Annotated in this window: 17 protein-coding genes and 1 tRNA gene; 7 read left to right on the top strand and 11 right to left on the bottom strand. The window is 66.3% G+C overall.

Going from position 1 to position 14101, the window contains the following annotated elements:
* Nucleotides 1–40: 40 nt before the first annotated feature.
* From ihfA to E8M84_RS15670, 5 genes are all read left to right on the top strand, one after another.
* Nucleotides 41–343 (top strand): integration host factor subunit alpha, encoded by a 303-nt coding sequence (gene ihfA / locus E8M84_RS15690; RefSeq protein WP_137112158.1) that lies wholly within the window; start codon nt 41–43, stop codon nt 341–343.
* A gap of 9 nt (nt 344–352) precedes the next feature.
* Nucleotides 353–1006: a MerR family transcriptional regulator gene (locus E8M84_RS15685; RefSeq protein WP_137112157.1), complete on the top strand. Its 654-nt coding sequence runs from the start codon at nt 353–355 to the stop codon at nt 1004–1006.
* 60 nt (nt 1007–1066) lie between these two features.
* A tRNA-Pro gene (locus E8M84_RS15680) sits at nt 1067–1144 on the top strand.
* A gap of 67 nt (nt 1145–1211) precedes the next feature.
* Nucleotides 1212–2291, top strand: coding sequence for a 2'-deoxycytidine 5'-triphosphate deaminase (locus tag E8M84_RS15675; RefSeq protein ID WP_137112156.1), 1080 nt, complete (start codon nt 1212–1214; stop codon nt 2289–2291).
* Nucleotides 2292–2338: 47 nt separating this feature from the next.
* On the top strand, nt 2339–2812 hold the full coding sequence (locus E8M84_RS15670; RefSeq protein ID WP_137112155.1) for a hypothetical protein: 474 nt from the start codon (nt 2339–2341) through the stop codon (nt 2810–2812).
* Here E8M84_RS15670 and E8M84_RS15665 read toward each other — a convergent pair.
* The 11 genes from E8M84_RS15665 to epmA form a co-directional block, all read right to left on the bottom strand.
* Nucleotides 2790–2990: a hypothetical protein gene (locus E8M84_RS15665; protein WP_137112154.1), complete on the bottom strand. Its 201-nt coding sequence runs from the start codon at nt 2988–2990 to the stop codon at nt 2790–2792. The genes E8M84_RS15670 and E8M84_RS15665 overlap by 23 nt on opposite strands.
* Before the next feature lie 12 nt (nt 2991–3002).
* Complete coding sequence (gene scpB, locus E8M84_RS15660) at nt 3003–3647, bottom strand: SMC-Scp complex subunit ScpB (RefSeq protein ID WP_137112153.1); 645 nt, start codon at nt 3645–3647, stop codon at nt 3003–3005.
* Complete coding sequence (locus E8M84_RS15655) at nt 3647–4435, bottom strand: ScpA family protein (protein ID WP_137112152.1); 789 nt, start codon at nt 4433–4435, stop codon at nt 3647–3649. Before E8M84_RS15655 ends, scpB begins: the two co-directional genes overlap by 1 nt.
* The gene (locus E8M84_RS15650; protein WP_137112151.1) at nt 4428–5423 is read right to left on the bottom strand and encodes a glycoside hydrolase family 3 protein; all 996 of its coding nucleotides are present in this window, start codon (nt 5421–5423) and stop codon (nt 4428–4430) included. The genes E8M84_RS15655 and E8M84_RS15650 overlap by 8 nt, the downstream gene beginning before the upstream one ends.
* Nucleotides 5420–6445 carry an SPOR domain-containing protein gene (locus tag E8M84_RS15645; protein ID WP_240790414.1) on the bottom strand — a complete coding sequence of 342 codons (1026 nt, stop codon included), beginning with the start codon at nt 6443–6445 and terminating at the stop codon, nt 5420–5422. Before E8M84_RS15645 ends, E8M84_RS15650 begins: the two co-directional genes overlap by 4 nt.
* 31 nt (nt 6446–6476) lie before the next feature.
* Complete coding sequence (gene argS, locus E8M84_RS15640; RefSeq protein ID WP_137112150.1) at nt 6477–8219, bottom strand: arginine--tRNA ligase; 1743 nt, start codon at nt 8217–8219, stop codon at nt 6477–6479.
* A 57-nt stretch (nt 8220–8276) separates the two neighbouring features.
* Nucleotides 8277–8750: a holin family protein gene (locus E8M84_RS15635; protein ID WP_137112149.1), complete on the bottom strand. Its 474-nt coding sequence runs from the start codon at nt 8748–8750 to the stop codon at nt 8277–8279.
* Nucleotides 8741–9352, bottom strand: a complete 612-nt coding sequence (locus E8M84_RS15630; protein WP_137112148.1) for a holin-associated N-acetylmuramidase — start codon at nt 9350–9352, stop codon at nt 8741–8743. The genes E8M84_RS15635 and E8M84_RS15630 overlap by 10 nt, the downstream gene beginning before the upstream one ends.
* Nucleotides 9353–9422: 70 nt before the next feature.
* Nucleotides 9423–9905, bottom strand: coding sequence for a cytochrome c maturation protein CcmE (gene ccmE, locus E8M84_RS15625; RefSeq protein WP_137112147.1), 483 nt, complete (start codon nt 9903–9905; stop codon nt 9423–9425).
* A 103-nt stretch (nt 9906–10008) separates the two neighbouring features.
* Nucleotides 10009–11037: an N-acetyl-gamma-glutamyl-phosphate reductase gene (gene argC, locus E8M84_RS15620; RefSeq protein WP_137112146.1), complete on the bottom strand. Its 1029-nt coding sequence runs from the start codon at nt 11035–11037 to the stop codon at nt 10009–10011.
* A 378-nt stretch (nt 11038–11415) separates the two neighbouring features.
* Nucleotides 11416–12456 (bottom strand): EF-P lysine aminoacylase EpmA, encoded by a 1041-nt coding sequence (gene epmA / locus E8M84_RS15615; RefSeq protein WP_137112145.1) that lies wholly within the window; start codon nt 12454–12456, stop codon nt 11416–11418.
* An 87-nt stretch (nt 12457–12543) separates the two neighbouring features.
* On the opposite strand from epmA, the gene efp reads away from it, so the two are divergent.
* Nucleotides 12544–13110: an elongation factor P gene (gene efp, locus E8M84_RS15610; protein WP_137112144.1), complete on the top strand. Its 567-nt coding sequence runs from the start codon at nt 12544–12546 to the stop codon at nt 13108–13110.
* A gap of 161 nt (nt 13111–13271) precedes the next feature.
* The gene (locus E8M84_RS15605; RefSeq protein WP_137112143.1) at nt 13272–14048 is read left to right on the top strand and encodes a formate/nitrite transporter family protein; all 777 of its coding nucleotides are present in this window, start codon (nt 13272–13274) and stop codon (nt 14046–14048) included.
* Nucleotides 14049–14101: the final 53 nt, after the last annotated feature.

Raw genomic sequence — 14101 nt, 5'->3', positions numbered from 1 at the left:
CCGGCCCATCCTCGCCCGATAAATCTCGTGGGGGGATGCGATGAGCGAGAAGACACTGACCCGGATGGACCTCAGCGAAGCCGTCTTTCGCGAAGTGGGCCTCAGCCGCAACGAATCTGCCAATCTCGTTGAGGCGGTCCTGCAACACATGTCGGACGCGCTCGCATCCGGCGAGACGGTGAAGATCTCGTCCTTCGGCACCTTCTCGGTCCGCTCCAAGACCGCCCGCGTGGGCCGCAATCCGAAAACCGGCGAAGAAGTCCCGATTTCCCCGCGCCGCGTCCTGACCTTCCGCCCGTCGCACCTGATGAAGGACCGCGTGGCCGCAGGCAAGAAGCGGTAGGACTGACCGGTGGACAAGTCGCCCGACGCCTTCCGCACCATCAGCGAGGTGGCCGAGCATCTGGACACACCCGCCCATGTGCTGCGGTTCTGGGAAAGCAGGTTTCCGCAGATCAAGCCAGTCAAGCGGGCGGGAGGGCGGCGCTATTATCGCCCCTCGGACGTGGCGCTCCTGACCGGGATCAAGCGGCTTCTGCATGACGAAGGCCTGACGATTCGCGGCGTGCAGAAGATTCTGCGCGACCATGGCGTGCGTCAGGTCGCAGGTCTGACCGATGACAGCGTCAGCCTCGATGATCTCGCGATCACGGCTTCGCCCGCGCCTGATGTGGCGGACATTGCGACAGATGAAGCCGAAGCAGGGTTCATTGCCGTTGAGGATCCCGAGGAGGAGCTTTCCAGCCCGCCCCCTGTCGCCGCTCCCCCGCCAAAGGCGCCCCCGGCGCAATTCGGCCTTCCGCTGTTCGACGCGCCGCCCGCCTTTGCCGCACCCCCTGCCCCGCGCAAACCGACGCCGCGCGATGACGCGACTTTTGCCAGTCTGATCAGGGCATTGCCGCGCGGATCGTTGCAGGCCCGCCAGCCCGAACTCTCCGGCATCGCTCTGCGCCTGCGTGCCCTGCGCGCCCGGCTCGCTGCCCGCGCCGATGGCACCGGCGACTGAACCGCTCATGTGCTTTCCTGCTTGCACCGGCCCGGAATACCAGTATGTATCGCCCCGTGTCGGGCCGTAGCGCAGCCTGGTTAGCGCGTCCGTCTGGGGGGCGGGAGGTCGAGAGTTCGAATCTCTCCGGCCCGACCATCGAAAACCCGCCCGCCTGCCACCCGGCAGTGCGGGCGGTTTCATATCTGGCCCGCGGGGGGACGCAATGACATCCGGAGTTCTGCCCGCACAAGCCCTGCGCCGCCTGATTGCCGACAAGGCCCTTTCCGCCAGCCCCGCGATCCGGGACGACCAGATCCAGCCTGCCAGCCTTGACCTGCGGCTTGGCCCTGTCGCCTACCGGGTCCGCGCCTCGTTCCTGGCCGGACATGGTCGCCGGGTGCAGGACCGGCTGGATGAATTCACCATGCACAAAGTGAACCTCGCCGAGGGCGCGGTCCTGGAAAAGAACTGCGTCTATGTCATACCGCTGGCTGAGGAGTTGGCTCTGCCTGCCGGGATCACCGCCGTCGCCAATGCGAAAAGCTCCTCTGGCAGACTGGACCTTCTGACCCGCACGATCACCGATGGCGGCACGGAATTCGACCGCATCCCCGAAGGCTACACCGGCCCCTTGTATGCCGAGGTCTGCCCGCGCAGCTTTTCCGTGCTGGTCCACGAAGGCCAGCGGCTGAACCAGATTCGCTTCCGGCAGGGGCAGGCCGTCCTGTCGGATGCCGAACTGACTGCGCTGCACGCCCAGGACCCGCTGGTTTCGGGCAATGCGGTGATTTCCGAAGGCTTGGGCTTCTCGGTCGACCTCAAGCCCGCCAAGGGCACCTTGGTCGGCTACCGCGCCAAGCCGCACACCGGCGTCGTCGATCTGGACAAGATCGGCCACTACCCGGCCGCCGACTTCTGGGAAGAACTGCACTCAAGCGATGGCCGCATCATCCTCGATCCCGGCGCCTTCTACATCCTCGTCAGCCGCGAGGCGGTGACGATCCCCCCCGACTATGCCGCCGAAATGGCCCCCTATCTGGCGATGGTCGGCGAATTCCGCGTCCACTACGCGGGCTTCTTCGACCCCGGTTTCGGCCATGCCGCCGCCGGGGGCGCAGGCTCGCGTGGGGTCCTGGAAGTCCGCTGCCACGAGGCGCCTTTCGTCCTTGAACATGGGCAGGTCGTCGGGCGGCTGGTCTATGAACGGATGTCCGAACGGCCCGAGACGCTGTATGGCGCGGGGATCGCCTCGAACTATCAGGGCCAGGGGCTGAAACTGGCCAAGCAATTCCGGTCCGCCTGACGCGGGTTCTGTGCTAACCTCTCCCGCAAGGACCGGGAGGGTCGCCCATGCGGCGGTCGCGCTTTCAGGGTCTGGTGCTGGGCATCGCGGCCATTCTGACCGCCCTGCCCGCTTGCGCCAATCGCCTGACCTTCGAGGTCTGGCCCGACTCCTCGCCCGATCATATGGTGTCTTGCACCTTCGCGGTATCGAACGGCTGGATCAGCCTGGTGCATGTCACCGGAGCGGGGATGCCCGGCCCGGAACCGATGCGGTGGCGGGCGACACGGGCCGAGCTTGAGGCCGTTACCTCCGGTCTGCAGGCACTGGTCGCGGGGGATCTTGGCTCGGTCGATGCCTATCATTCCCGCCAGCCCCCCGCGCCGTTCCTGTCGGTCACCTGGATGACCCGCCTCGATGACCAGCTTGCCTCGGGGCTGTATCTCCAGCCCGGTCTCGACCTGCCCGCGCCGCTGTCGCGGACCCTTGTCTCGCTCGGCCTTGACCGCCCTTGCGGGCTTAGCGCCAAAGGCGGCGGGTAGCCTTCTGGATCTCCCTGGCCCGCTGCGCCATGTCACGCGCGCGCTTGGCCTGTTCCCGTTCTTCCGGGGTCAGTTCAGCCTCGGGCTTGCCCTTCCGCGCGGCATAATCCACGCCCGCATCCACGGCGCTGCGGACGAACATCTTGGCAAGCATGTTGAAAAGCCCGTTCAGATCCATCCCGCACTCCCCTCAGTCCTCGAACAGCTCGCTCTGGCCGGTCGTGGCCTCGTCCTCGTCGTCGGACGCCAAAGCCTGCCCCGGAGCAGGCCGGTTGTCCAGCAACCCAGCTGCGCGCAACTCCTTCAGCCCCGGCAGATCGCGGGCGGATTCGAGGCCAAAGTGATCGAGGAACGCTTCCGTCACCACAAAGGTCACCGGCCGCCCCGGCGTCATCCGCCGCCGCCCCAGCCGGATCCAGTCCAGCTCCAGCAGTTGGTCCACCGTTCCCCGGCTGACCGCAACCCCGCGGATTTCCTCGATTTCCGCCCGCGTGACCGGCTGGTGATAGGCGATGATCGCCAACGTCTCGATCGCGGCGCGGGACAGCTTCCGCACCTCGACCGTCTCGCGCCGCATCAGGAACCCCAGGTCCGGAGCGGTGCGGAACGCATAGGCATCGCCCACCCGCACCAGGTTCACCCCCCGCCCCTCATACCGCTTCTTCAGATAGACCAGCGCCTCGGCTGGGTCCGCGCCATGCGGCATCCGTGCCTGCAATTCGGCCAGCGTCACCGGCTCGGCGGACGCGAACAGGATCGCCTCGACCATTCGTTCCTGCTCGCCCATCGGCGGGGCGTCGAACAGGCTTTCCTCTGCCACGTCCTCGGTCGCCATCATCCGTCCTTCAGCCGCAGTTCGATGGGGGCAAAGGTCTCGCCCTGCCGCAGCACCACCTGCCCCCGCTTGGCCAGCTCCAGCACCGCCGCGAAATGCGCCGCCAGCGAGGACCGCCGCGCCATCGGGGTCGCATCCCACCCCTCGGGCAGAAAGCTGATCAGCGTCGCCCAGTCGCCAGCATAGCCGATCAACCCGCGCATCCGGTCCAGCGCCTGCTCCATCGTGTAGACATGTTCCCGGTCCAGCACAAAGGGCCGGAACTCGTCCTTCGTCCTGATCTGCGCATAGGCCCGCATCAGGTCCAAGAGCGTCGCCGTCCACTTGACCTTCTTCTGGTGTGTCATGTCCTCGGGGATGCCGCGCGCAAAGAAATCCCGTCCCAGCTGGTCGCGCCCCATCAGCCGCGCCGCCGCATCGCGCATCGCCTGCAGCCGCTCCAGCTGGAACGCCAGATGCGCCGCGAGGTCTTCGGCGCTTGGCCCCTCGTCCCCCGGCTCTGGCGGCAGCAGCAGTCGCGACTTCAGGAAGGCGAGCCAGGCCGCCATCACCAGATAGTCCGCCGCCAGCTCGATCCGCAACGACCGCGCCTGCTCGACAAAGCCCAGATATTGCTCGGCCAGCTTCAGGACGGAAATCTTCCGCAGATCGACCTTCTGCGTCCGGCTCAACGTCAGCAGCAGGTCCAAAGGCCCCTCGAAACCGTCGACATCGACGATCAGGGCCTCGGCCGCCAACCGATCCTCGGGAGCAATGCGCTCGGGCTGGTCCCAGTCTTCCTCAGCCATGCGCCAGTTCCGCCAGCGCCGCCGTCACATCCCCCGTCGCCGGACGCCGCGCCGCGACAGCCGCCTCGGCCCGCGCCCGCGCCGCCGGTCCCATCCGGCCCGCTGCCCCGGCCACCTCGACCATCTCTGCCATGTCGCCCTTGCAGTGCAAAGCGATGTCCACCCCCGCCGCAATCGTCCGCGCCGTGCGGTCCCCCAGTGTCCCGGCCAGCGCCTGCATGTTCAGATCGTCCGACATGAGCAGTCCCTTGAAACCGATCTCCTCGCGGATCAGCCGGATCGTTGTGGGGGACTGGGTCGCAGGCCGGTCGGCATCCAGCGCGGCAAAGACCAGATGCGCGGTCATCGCCATCGGCAGATCAGCCAGGGCCCGGAACGGCGCGAAGTCCACTGCGGTCAATTCGTCCAGCGGCACGGTCACCGTCGGCAAGTCGTGATGGGTGTCGACATGGGAAAGCCCATGCCCCGGCATGTGCTTCATCACCGGCAGCACGCCACCCGCCATCAGTCCCTCGGCCACGGCCCGACCGATGCGCGCCACGGTTTCCGGGTCGCGGCCATAGCAGCGGTTCATCAGAAAGGGATGCGTTTCCGGCCGCACCACGTCCAGCGTCGGGATGCAGTCGGCATCAATCCCCACGGCTGCAAGTTCGGCCGCAATCACCATGGCACGTAGCCGCATGGTGCGTTCTGCTGCCTCCAGCGAACCCGCCGCATCCACGGTGTCAAGGGGTGGGCTCCATTCGCGCCAATGGGGGCTGCGCAGCCGCTGCACCCGGCCCCCTTCCTGATCGACCAGGATCGGCGCATTGCGGCCCACCGCCTCGCGCAGATCACCGGTCAGGCGGCGCAACTGGTCGGGGTCCTCAACGTTGCGGGCGAACAGGATGAAGCCGAACGGGTCGGCATCCTGGTAGAAGGCGCGCTCGGCGGGCAGCAGCCTTGGCCCGGCACAGCCGAAGATCGTCGCGCCGGACCCGACGGTCATTTGTGCGGCACCGGAATGCAGGTCGGATGTTCGGCAATGATGGCCGAGCAGAACCGCCGGGCGTCATCCTCGCCGTCAAAGCCATGCGCGCGCAGCCGATAGAAGGTACGCCCGCCGCTTTCGGCTGGCTGCACCACCATGGCCTTCTCGGTCATCAACTCGCCAAACCGGCCCTGCAGGACCGCCCAGGCCGCGCGTGCCTCGTCAGCGGTGTCGTAGGTCCCGAACTGCACCAGTCGCGTGCCGGGGGTGATCGTCGCCGGGTCAATCTCGTTCGCCGCGGGCAAGGTCGCCATTTCCGCCGGAGCCGCCGTTTCGGCCCGTGCCCCCGGGCGTGCCTTCGGCCGGATTGAGGCCAGGATCGCCCCTTCCGGCGCAGGCTCCTCGATCATCTCCACCGCAGGGTCTGCAACAGGAACGACCAGGGCCGCATCCGGGATCTCGCCCAGCGCTTCGGCAAGGGCGGCATCGATTGCCACCTCGGTCGGATCGGCACTTTCTGTCGGCGGGGCGGCGGCAAGCGCCAGGTCGGCGCCGGGGACCAGCATCCCGGTCGGGGCCGAGGCTTCGGTCAGCCCCGGCTGCATCGGTCCGGCCAGACCCGAGGTATCCTCGGCTGCAAGTTCCATCGGGCGCGGCGCAAGGATCAGCTTTTCGGGCGGCGGAGTCGCCACCCCGGCCTCGGCCACATCGTTGACGGCCAGACCCTGATGATCGGCAATCTCTCCCCCGGGGTCGGCCGGGGCGATGCGCATCGGCCCTTCCATCGCCTGGATGACCGGGACACCGTTCACGTCTCGGACCGCCAGCTTGTAGCCCCAGATGCCAAAGCCAACCACCAGCGCAACCGAGGTCAGCGCGCCGGCTAGGTTGATCGTTCGCTGCACTTTCGCAGCGGACTGGATGTCGCGTACACCACGTCGAGGCGCTGCCTCGTCATGAGAATAGCCGCCGCCGAAGTCATAATCCGCGTCCGCCATCTGCTGCCCCTGCTTGGCGAGGCGGTTGATCCACCTCTGCACTCACGCCTCAAGCCCGGACGGTCGCTGTTGGTCAGCGCATTTCCTCGACCGGGGTCACGCCAAGGATACCAAGGCCTGCGCAAATAACAACGCCCACGGCCCGCACGAGGGCGATTTTTGCCGCAGAAATTGCGGTATCCCCCTGGATGAACCGCAAGCTGTCGTCATCGTTGCCCCTGTTCCACAACCCGTGGAAGTCAGATGCGAGTTCATAAAGGTAGAAGGCCACGCGGTGCGGCTCGTGCCCCTTGGCGGCGATTTCCACCAGCCGCGGCCATTCGCCCAGCTTGCGGATGACTTCCAGCTCCGCCTCGTGGCCGAGATGCGCCAGATGCGCTGCCGAAAGCGAGGCATCGCTCACATCCAGCCCCGAGTCGCGCGCCTTGCGCAGGATGCTGTTCACCCGGGCATTGGCATACTGGACGTAGAAGACCGGGTTGTCCTTCGACTGTTCGGTCACCTTGTCGAAGTCGAAGTCCAGCGCGACGTCGTTCTTCCGCGTCAGCATGACAAAGCGGACGACATCCGGCCCCACCTCGTCAATCAGATCACGCAGGGTGACGAAGGTCCCCGCGCGCTTGGACATCTTGACGATCTGCCCGCCCTTCAGAAGCTTGACCAGCTGGATCAGCTTGATGTCCAGCGCGACCCTGTTCTCCGACAGCGCGCTGACCACAGCTTTCAGCCGCTTGACATAGCCCGAATGGTCCGCGCCGAAGATGTTGATCAGCTCGTCAAACCCGCGCTGCACCTTGTTGAAGTGATAGGCAATATCCGGCGCGAAATAGGTCCAGCTGCCATCCGACTTCTGAACCGGCCGGTCCTGGTCATCCCCGAACGAGGTCGAGCGGAACAGCGTCTGCTCCCGCGGCTCCCAATCCTCGGGCGCCTTGCCCTTCGGCGGCTCCAGCACGCCCTGATAGATCAGCCCCAGCCCCTTCAACCGCTCGATCGCCGCTTCGATCTGGCCCGTGCCGTAAAGCGCCTTCTCCGAGGAATAGACATCCATCTTGACGCCCAGCGCGGCCAGATCCTCGCGGATCATCGCCATCATCATGTCGGTGGAAAACACCCGCACATCCGCAAGCCAGACGCTTTCCGGCTGATTCAGCAGGCTGTCGCCATACTTGGCCTTCAGCGCCTCACCCACCGGGATCAGGTAATCCCCCGGATACAGCCCCTCGGCGATCTCGGGGCTAAGCCCATGCGCCTCGCGATACCGCTCAAAGGCCGACCGGGCCAGCACATCGACCTGCCCGCCGCCATCGTTGATGTAATACTCGCGCGTGACCGCATAGCCTGCGAAGTCCAAGAGCGCCGCCAGCGCATCTCCCACCACGGCGCCCCGGGCATGGGCCACATGCATCGGACCCGTGGGGTTCGCGCTCACGAACTCGACGTTGACCTTGCGCCCCGCACCCATGACGGACCGGCCATAGCCCGTCCCCTGCTCCAGCACCGCCCGCACCAGCCCCTGCCAGGCCGCAGGCTCCAGCCGCAGGTTCAGGAACCCCGGCCCCGCGACATCGGCCCCCGCCACGCGCGGGTCCTCCATCAGCCGCAACGCCAGCGCGTCCGCAATCGCCCGAGGCTGCATCCCCGCCGGTTTCGCCAGCACCATCGCCGCATTGGTCGCCATCTCGCCATGCCCCGCATCGCGCGGCGGCTCGACCGCGACGGCAGACAGGTCCAGCCCCGACGGCAATACGCCCGAGGCCATCAACGCCTCCAGCTCGGCCACCACAAGCTCACGGATATCGGCGAACAGGTTCATTTGATCACATCCTCTGATGCCCATGGCCATGCCAGAGGCCCGATCAGAGGTCAAGCTTCAGCCCCGCCGCCACTCCTCCAGCGCCGCGTTCTCCTCCGGCTCCGCCGCCGATCCGGCAAAGGGGGACACCACCGCCCGGTTGCGGAAGTAATGCGTCTCCCTCGCCCCGAAGTAGAAGGCGACAATCGCGCCCAAGAGCCACCACAAGGGCTCGGGCACCGCGTTCAGCCCCACCATCCGGAAGGCAAAGGCCTGCGGGTCCACCATCGCATAGACGAAAAGCCCGATGGTCCCGAAGGCCAGGAACGGCCGCGGCAAACGGTTCAACCCGTTCACCAGCCGGTCGAACCAGGACAGCGCTGGGTGTTGGTACTCCTCCCCCAACTGCCGCAGCGCCGCCATCTGCGCGTCCGCCGACAGTTCCATCCGCTTGGTGGAACTGGGCACGAAGACCTCTGCCACCCCCTTCGCCGCCTCGCCCAGCGCCGTCACCGCGCCCGGAGCACCAACGAGCTTGCCGATCATCCCCATGCCGACACCCGCGCCCGGTGCTGCGCCTCGGTCAGGTGATATTTCGGAGAGATGAACTCCTCTGCCCGCTTGATCCAGCCCCCCTTGCCGCCATCCCGCGCCCGGGCGAACTTCCGGCTCGCCGGTCGCTTGTCGGCAAGCGCATAATAGTAGTTCCGCCGCGCGATCCCGTAGGCATCCGGCAGATGCGACGGCGCCGCCTCATAGGCCATCTGCGCCGCCCGGATCGTCTGCGGCCCGATGGCGCCATCCGGGTCACAGGGAAAGCCCATGTCCGACAGCAAGCGCTGCAGGATCTTCACTGCGTTCCCGCCGGCATTGACGTACATGTCGAAGACACTCGCCTGCAGCACCTCGGGCAGCGCCGCGATCCCCGGCCCCTCGAAATAGTGCTTCAGATAGATCTCGACCGCCTGTTTCCGGGTCAGAGCCTTCACATCGGCCACATCGATCCGCGTGTCGCGGTTCACGTCGATCCCCAGCCGCCGCAACGTCCCGATGGTCACCCCGTGATTGGTCGCCCCACCCGGATCGTCCGGGTCATTCACGAAGCCGCCCTCGCGGCTCACGATCTCTTCGGCTATCTGACGAACATCCGGCATCGGCACCCCCGCTCAAACCCGGGGGAAGCCTCGCAAAGTACCATTAACGCCGCCCTTCGGCAGCGCGCGCTCAGCTTTCCGGCTTGGCGTTCGGATCGACGTAGACGCCCTGCTCCTTCAGCGCGTCGACCACTTCCTTCGGCATGTAGGTCTCGTCATGCTTGGCCAGCACTTCGGTCGCAACGAACGTATCGCCCTCCATGCGCCCCAGCGCCACCATCCCCTGCCCTTCGGCAAAGAGGTCCGGCAGGATGCCGGTATAGCGAACCGGCACTGTCGCATTGGTGTCGGTGACCGCAAAGGAAACCTCGGTGCCCGCGCCGCGCACGATTGACCCGTCGACGACCAGCCCGCCGATCCGGAACGTCTCGCCCGGCGCGGGGGGCGCTTCCATCACCTGGCTGGGAGAGCGGAAGAAGTTGATCCCGTCGCGCATGGCATAGCCGACCAGCCCCGTCGCCCCGATCAGGGCCACCGCCGCCAGCGCGATGATCTGGATGCGCCGTTGCTTCTTCAGCCCCTTGAGACCCCGGAATTCCGTCTTGCCGCTCATCACCCGCATCCTCTGCCGTCAGGCAACCCTTGCCAGACCCAAGGTGGGCACGCCTTGACCCGCGTCAAGTCCCACATCCCGCAAGCCGGGCTTCAGACCGGCATCAGGGGAACACCGGCGCCAGCATCAACCCTTCCGTCTCGGGCAGTCCCAGCATCAGGTTCGCGTTCTGGATTGCCTGCCCAGACGATCCCTTGGTCAGGTTGTCCAGCACGGAAACCACCACAGCGCGGCCCGGAACCCGGTCGCCGATCACTCCCAGATGGCAGAAGTTCGACCCCGCAATGTCGCGGGTCGAGGGCAGTGATCCAAAGGGCAGAACCTGCAGGAACGGCTCGCTTTCATACGCCTTTTCAAGCGTCTGATGGACGACCTTCGCATCGCCTTTCACATAGACCGTCGCGAGTATCCCCCGGTTCATCGGCAGAAGATGCGGCGTGAACTGCACCCGCACGGGCCGCCCAGCGACCTTGGAAAACTCCTGGTCGAACTCGCCCAGATGCCGATGCTTTCCGCCCGCCGAATAGGCATGCGTGCCCCCGGACAATTCCGCGTGAAGCAGGTTCTCCTTCAGCGACCGCCCCGCGCCGGACACCCCGGCCTTCAGGTCGATCAGGATGTCGTCCAGGTCGATGCAGCCCGCCGCGATCAAGGGCCGCAGCGCGAACTGCCCCGTCGCCGCGTTGCAGCCCGTGCCCGCCACCAGCCGAGCGGCCCTGATCTCGTCGCGGTAGAACTCGGTCAGCCCGTAGACTGCCTCCTTCTGGATCTCCACCGCCGTGTGCGGCTGGCCGTACCACTTCTCGTATTCCGCCGGGTCGCGCAGCCGGAAGTCCGCCGAAAGGTCGACGATCCGCAGCGTCTTCGGCAGCTTGGCGATCACCTCCTGCGTCGTCGCATGCGGCAGCGCGCAAAAGCACAGGTCAACCCCGGCGAAATCGATCTCGTCGATCTTTACCAGCTTGGGCAAGTCCAGATGCCGCAGGAAGGGAAACACCTCCGCCATCGCCATCCCCGCCTTGCGGTCGGCCGACAGCGCCACGATCTGCATCGACGGATGCGTCGCGATCAGGCGGACAAGCTCCGCCCCCGTATAGCCCGAGGCCCCGAGGATGGCGATGCGATGGGTCATGGCTGCGTCCTTCCAAGACAGAAACGCGCCTTCTTTGCGCCGCTCGCGCCCGCAATGCAAGACCGGCGACTGTTACCGGCGCAATTCCCGACCTTGGGCTCGCGTCGCAACCTTTCATCTCTGGACGGTCCGTCTTCCGCTCCGCGCCCCTGCGCTTTCTCTTCGGCAAATATCCTCTGGGGGTTTGGGGGGCGAAGCATCCCCAATGACCGAGAAGGAGGCGAAGACCGACGACGAGACAAATGGCTTGCGGCGTCAGCCGCTCCTCTTGAAAACCGCCCGAAACGGGTCCAGCGGGTCCCGGTTAACGAACCCCTAACGACCACGACCAAATGACTGTTATTACTTATAAATCCGGAAATGTCCACCGCGGACAGATCAGGGCACCGGCGTCCACATCACGTCGTCAATCCGCGGCGCGCCGGTCGCCAGCATCACCACCCGGTCGAACCCCATCGCAATCCCCGCCGAGGGAGGCATGATCTCCAGCGCGGCCAGAAAGTCCTCGTCCAGAGGATAACTTTCGCCATAGACCCGCGCCTTCTCCGCCATCTCCGCCTCGAACCGCCGCCGCTGCTCGCCCGCGTCGGTCAGCTCCCCGAACCCGTTCGCCAGCTCCACCCCGCAGGCATAAACCTCGAACCGCTCCGCCACCCGCGCATCCCCTGGCACCTTCCGCGCCAGCGCCGCCTCGGCCGAAGGGTAGCGGTCGAGGATCGTCACCCGCCCCATCCCCAGCTTCGGCTCCACCTTTTCCGACAACACCCTGCTCAGCATGTCAGACCAGGTATCGTCCTCGGCGCGGCGCACCCCGATCCGGTCCAACTCCGCCCCGAGGATGCCGACATCCGTCGACCCATCCCCGCGGATTGAGGCTAAAAGGTCGACCCCCGCATGGACCAGGAAGGCCTCCGCCACCGACACCCGCTCTGGTTCCTGGAACGGATCGCAAGTCCGATCCCGGAACCGCAGCACCTCGGCCCCCACCTCCCGCGCTGCCAGCCGCAGGAAGGCTATCGTGTCGGCCATCAGGATCTCGTACCCCTCCCCGACCCGGTACCACTCCAGCATTGTGAACTCGGGGGAGTGCAGCACCCCCCGCTCCCGGTTGCGCCAGACGTGGGAGAAGGCGTGGATGCGGCTCTCCCCCGCCGCCAGCAGCTTCTTCATCGCGAACTCGGGCGAGGTGTGGAGGTACATCCGCCGGGGCAACCCGTCATTCCCGATCGCCTCCGTTGCGAAACCGTGCAGGTGCGCCTCGTTCCCGGGGGAAATCGCCAGCGCCGCCGGGTCGACCTCGGTGAACCCTTCCCCGGCAAGCCAGCCCCGGATCGCCACCTGGATGCGGTTGCGGGTCATCAGAATCGGGCGGCGGTCGGCGTGGCGCGAGGGGCTCCACCAGGGGGATGCGGGATTCATCTGGAAATTCCGGTCGGGATCGGTTACGGGCGCGGGCAGATGCGGGTCCACAGGGACCGCGCCCCCGATATAACAAGGACCCGACCTTTGAAAGTCATCGCCTCCTCGCTCCGCAAGGGCAACGTCGTCGAGATGGACGGCAAGCTCTACGTCGTGCTCACCGCCTCGAACTTCCACCCCGGCAAGGGCACCCCGACCACCTCCGTCGACATGCGCCGCATTTCCGACGGCGTGAAGGTGTCGGAGCGCTGGCGGACCACGGAAATGGTCGAGAAGGCCACCGTCGACGAACGGGAGTATGACTTCCTGTACGAGGACGGCGAGGGCTTCCACTTCATGGAGCCGACCACCTACGAGCAGGTCGTCGTCACCGAGGACGTGATGGGCGCGAACAAGCCCTACCTGCAGGAGGGGATGAAGTGCTACGTCAAGACCTTCGACGGGATCCCGATCGCCCTTGAAGTCCCGCAGAAGATCACCGTCGAGATCGTCGAGACCGAGCCGGTCACCAAGGGGCAGACCGCCTCGTCCTCCTACAAGCCCGCGATGACTGACAATGGCCTGCGGGTCATGGTGCCGCCGCATATCGGGCCGGGCACCCGGATCGTCATCAACACCGACGACGACTCTTACGTCGAGCGCGCCAAGGACTGATCTGTCCACGGTGGACAAACGCCGCTACCCTTGACGTATCAAGGACTTGGTCGCAGACGTTAAGAATCTGGAAAGCAGTGAAAAGGCACGCCGCTGGGCGTGCCTTTTCGCTTTGCCGGGGGCCGCAAGCGACTATGCTGTCGTCCGCAAGGGAGGCCCGCATGCCGAGCGACCATGACGCCTACAAGCCCGCCGAGATTGCCGCGTTGATCGAAACGGCGGGGGTCGCAAAGGCCGCCCTGCCCCTGCACAGGATGGCGACACTGGCGATGCTAGCCGGGGCCTTCATCGGCTTTGGCGCGGCCTTCTGGTGCATCGCGATGGCGGGCGCAGACCCTGGCTTTGGACCTCACCGCGTGCTGGGCGGCGCAGTCTTTGCGCTGGGGCTGATCCTTGTCGTCGTGGGCGGGGCCGAATTGTTCACCGGCAATGCGCTGATGGTGATGGCGGCGGTGGACCGCAAGATCACTCTGGCCGCACTGTTGCGGAACTGGGGCATCGTCTACGCAGGCAACCTTGTCGGTGCGATCGGATTGGCCCTGGCCTTCGGTCTTTCGGGGATGTTGGACGGCCCGATGGGGGCGGTGGCGGCGAAGGCTGCGACCGTAAAAGCCTCGCTTCCGCCGCTGGAGGCGTTTGTCCGGGGTGCCTTGTGCAATGCGCTCGTCTGTCTGGCGGTCTGGCTGAGTTTCGCGGCGCGGACGGCGACTGACAAGATTCTGGGCGTCCTCTGGCCCGTCACCGCCTTCGTCGCACTGGGGCTGGAGCATTCGGTGGCGAACATGTTCCTGTTCCCGGCGGGCCTTTGGGCCGGGTCAGAGGCCGCGGCGGCTGGCGTTCTGGGCAACCTGCTATGGGTCAGCCTGGGCAATGTGGTTGGCGGTGCGGGCGGCGTGGCACTGGCCTATCGCTTTGCTTACGGCGCAATGCGGGGGTGAGGACGGTGGGCGGATAGCCCACCCTACGAAGGGAGGGCGCGGGTCGGCGGTGG

Source organism: Rhodobacter sp. SY28-1 (assembly GCF_005222785.1).
Lineage (GTDB): Bacteria > Pseudomonadota > Alphaproteobacteria > Rhodobacterales > Rhodobacteraceae > Tabrizicola.
This window is presented reverse-complemented; position numbering and strand designations above follow the sequence as displayed.

Coding starts and splice junctions, on each gene's coding strand:
- ihfA (WP_137112158.1), top strand. CDS start 41: ATGAGCGAGAAGACACTGACCCGGATGGACCTCAGCGAAGCCGTCTTT.
- E8M84_RS15675 (WP_137112156.1), top strand. CDS start 1,212: ATGACATCCGGAGTTCTGCCCGCACAAGCCCTGCGCCGCCTGATTGCC.
- E8M84_RS15670 (WP_137112155.1), top strand. CDS start 2,339: ATGCGGCGGTCGCGCTTTCAGGGTCTGGTGCTGGGCATCGCGGCCATT.
- E8M84_RS15665 (WP_137112154.1), bottom strand. CDS start 2,990: ATGGATCTGAACGGGCTTTTCAACATGCTTGCCAAGATGTTCGTCCGC.
- scpB (WP_137112153.1), bottom strand. CDS start 3,647: ATGGCGACCGAGGACGTGGCAGAGGAAAGCCTGTTCGACGCCCCGCCG.
- E8M84_RS15655 (WP_137112152.1), bottom strand. CDS start 4,435: ATGGCTGAGGAAGACTGGGACCAGCCCGAGCGCATTGCTCCCGAGGAT.
- E8M84_RS15650 (WP_137112151.1), bottom strand. CDS start 5,423: ATGACCGTCGGGTCCGGCGCGACGATCTTCGGCTGTGCCGGGCCAAGG.
- argS (WP_137112150.1), bottom strand. CDS start 8,219: ATGAACCTGTTCGCCGATATCCGTGAGCTTGTGGTGGCCGAGCTGGAG.
- E8M84_RS15635 (WP_137112149.1), bottom strand. CDS start 8,750: ATGGGGATGATCGGCAAGCTCGTTGGTGCTCCGGGCGCGGTGACGGCG.
- E8M84_RS15630 (WP_137112148.1), bottom strand. CDS start 9,352: ATGCCGGATGTTCGTCAGATAGCCGAAGAGATCGTGAGCCGCGAGGGC.
- ccmE (WP_137112147.1), bottom strand. CDS start 9,905: ATGAGCGGCAAGACGGAATTCCGGGGTCTCAAGGGGCTGAAGAAGCAA.
- argC (WP_137112146.1), bottom strand. CDS start 11,037: ATGACCCATCGCATCGCCATCCTCGGGGCCTCGGGCTATACGGGGGCG.
- epmA (WP_137112145.1), bottom strand. CDS start 12,456: ATGAATCCCGCATCCCCCTGGTGGAGCCCCTCGCGCCACGCCGACCGC.
- E8M84_RS15605 (WP_137112143.1), top strand. CDS start 13,272: ATGCCGAGCGACCATGACGCCTACAAGCCCGCCGAGATTGCCGCGTTG.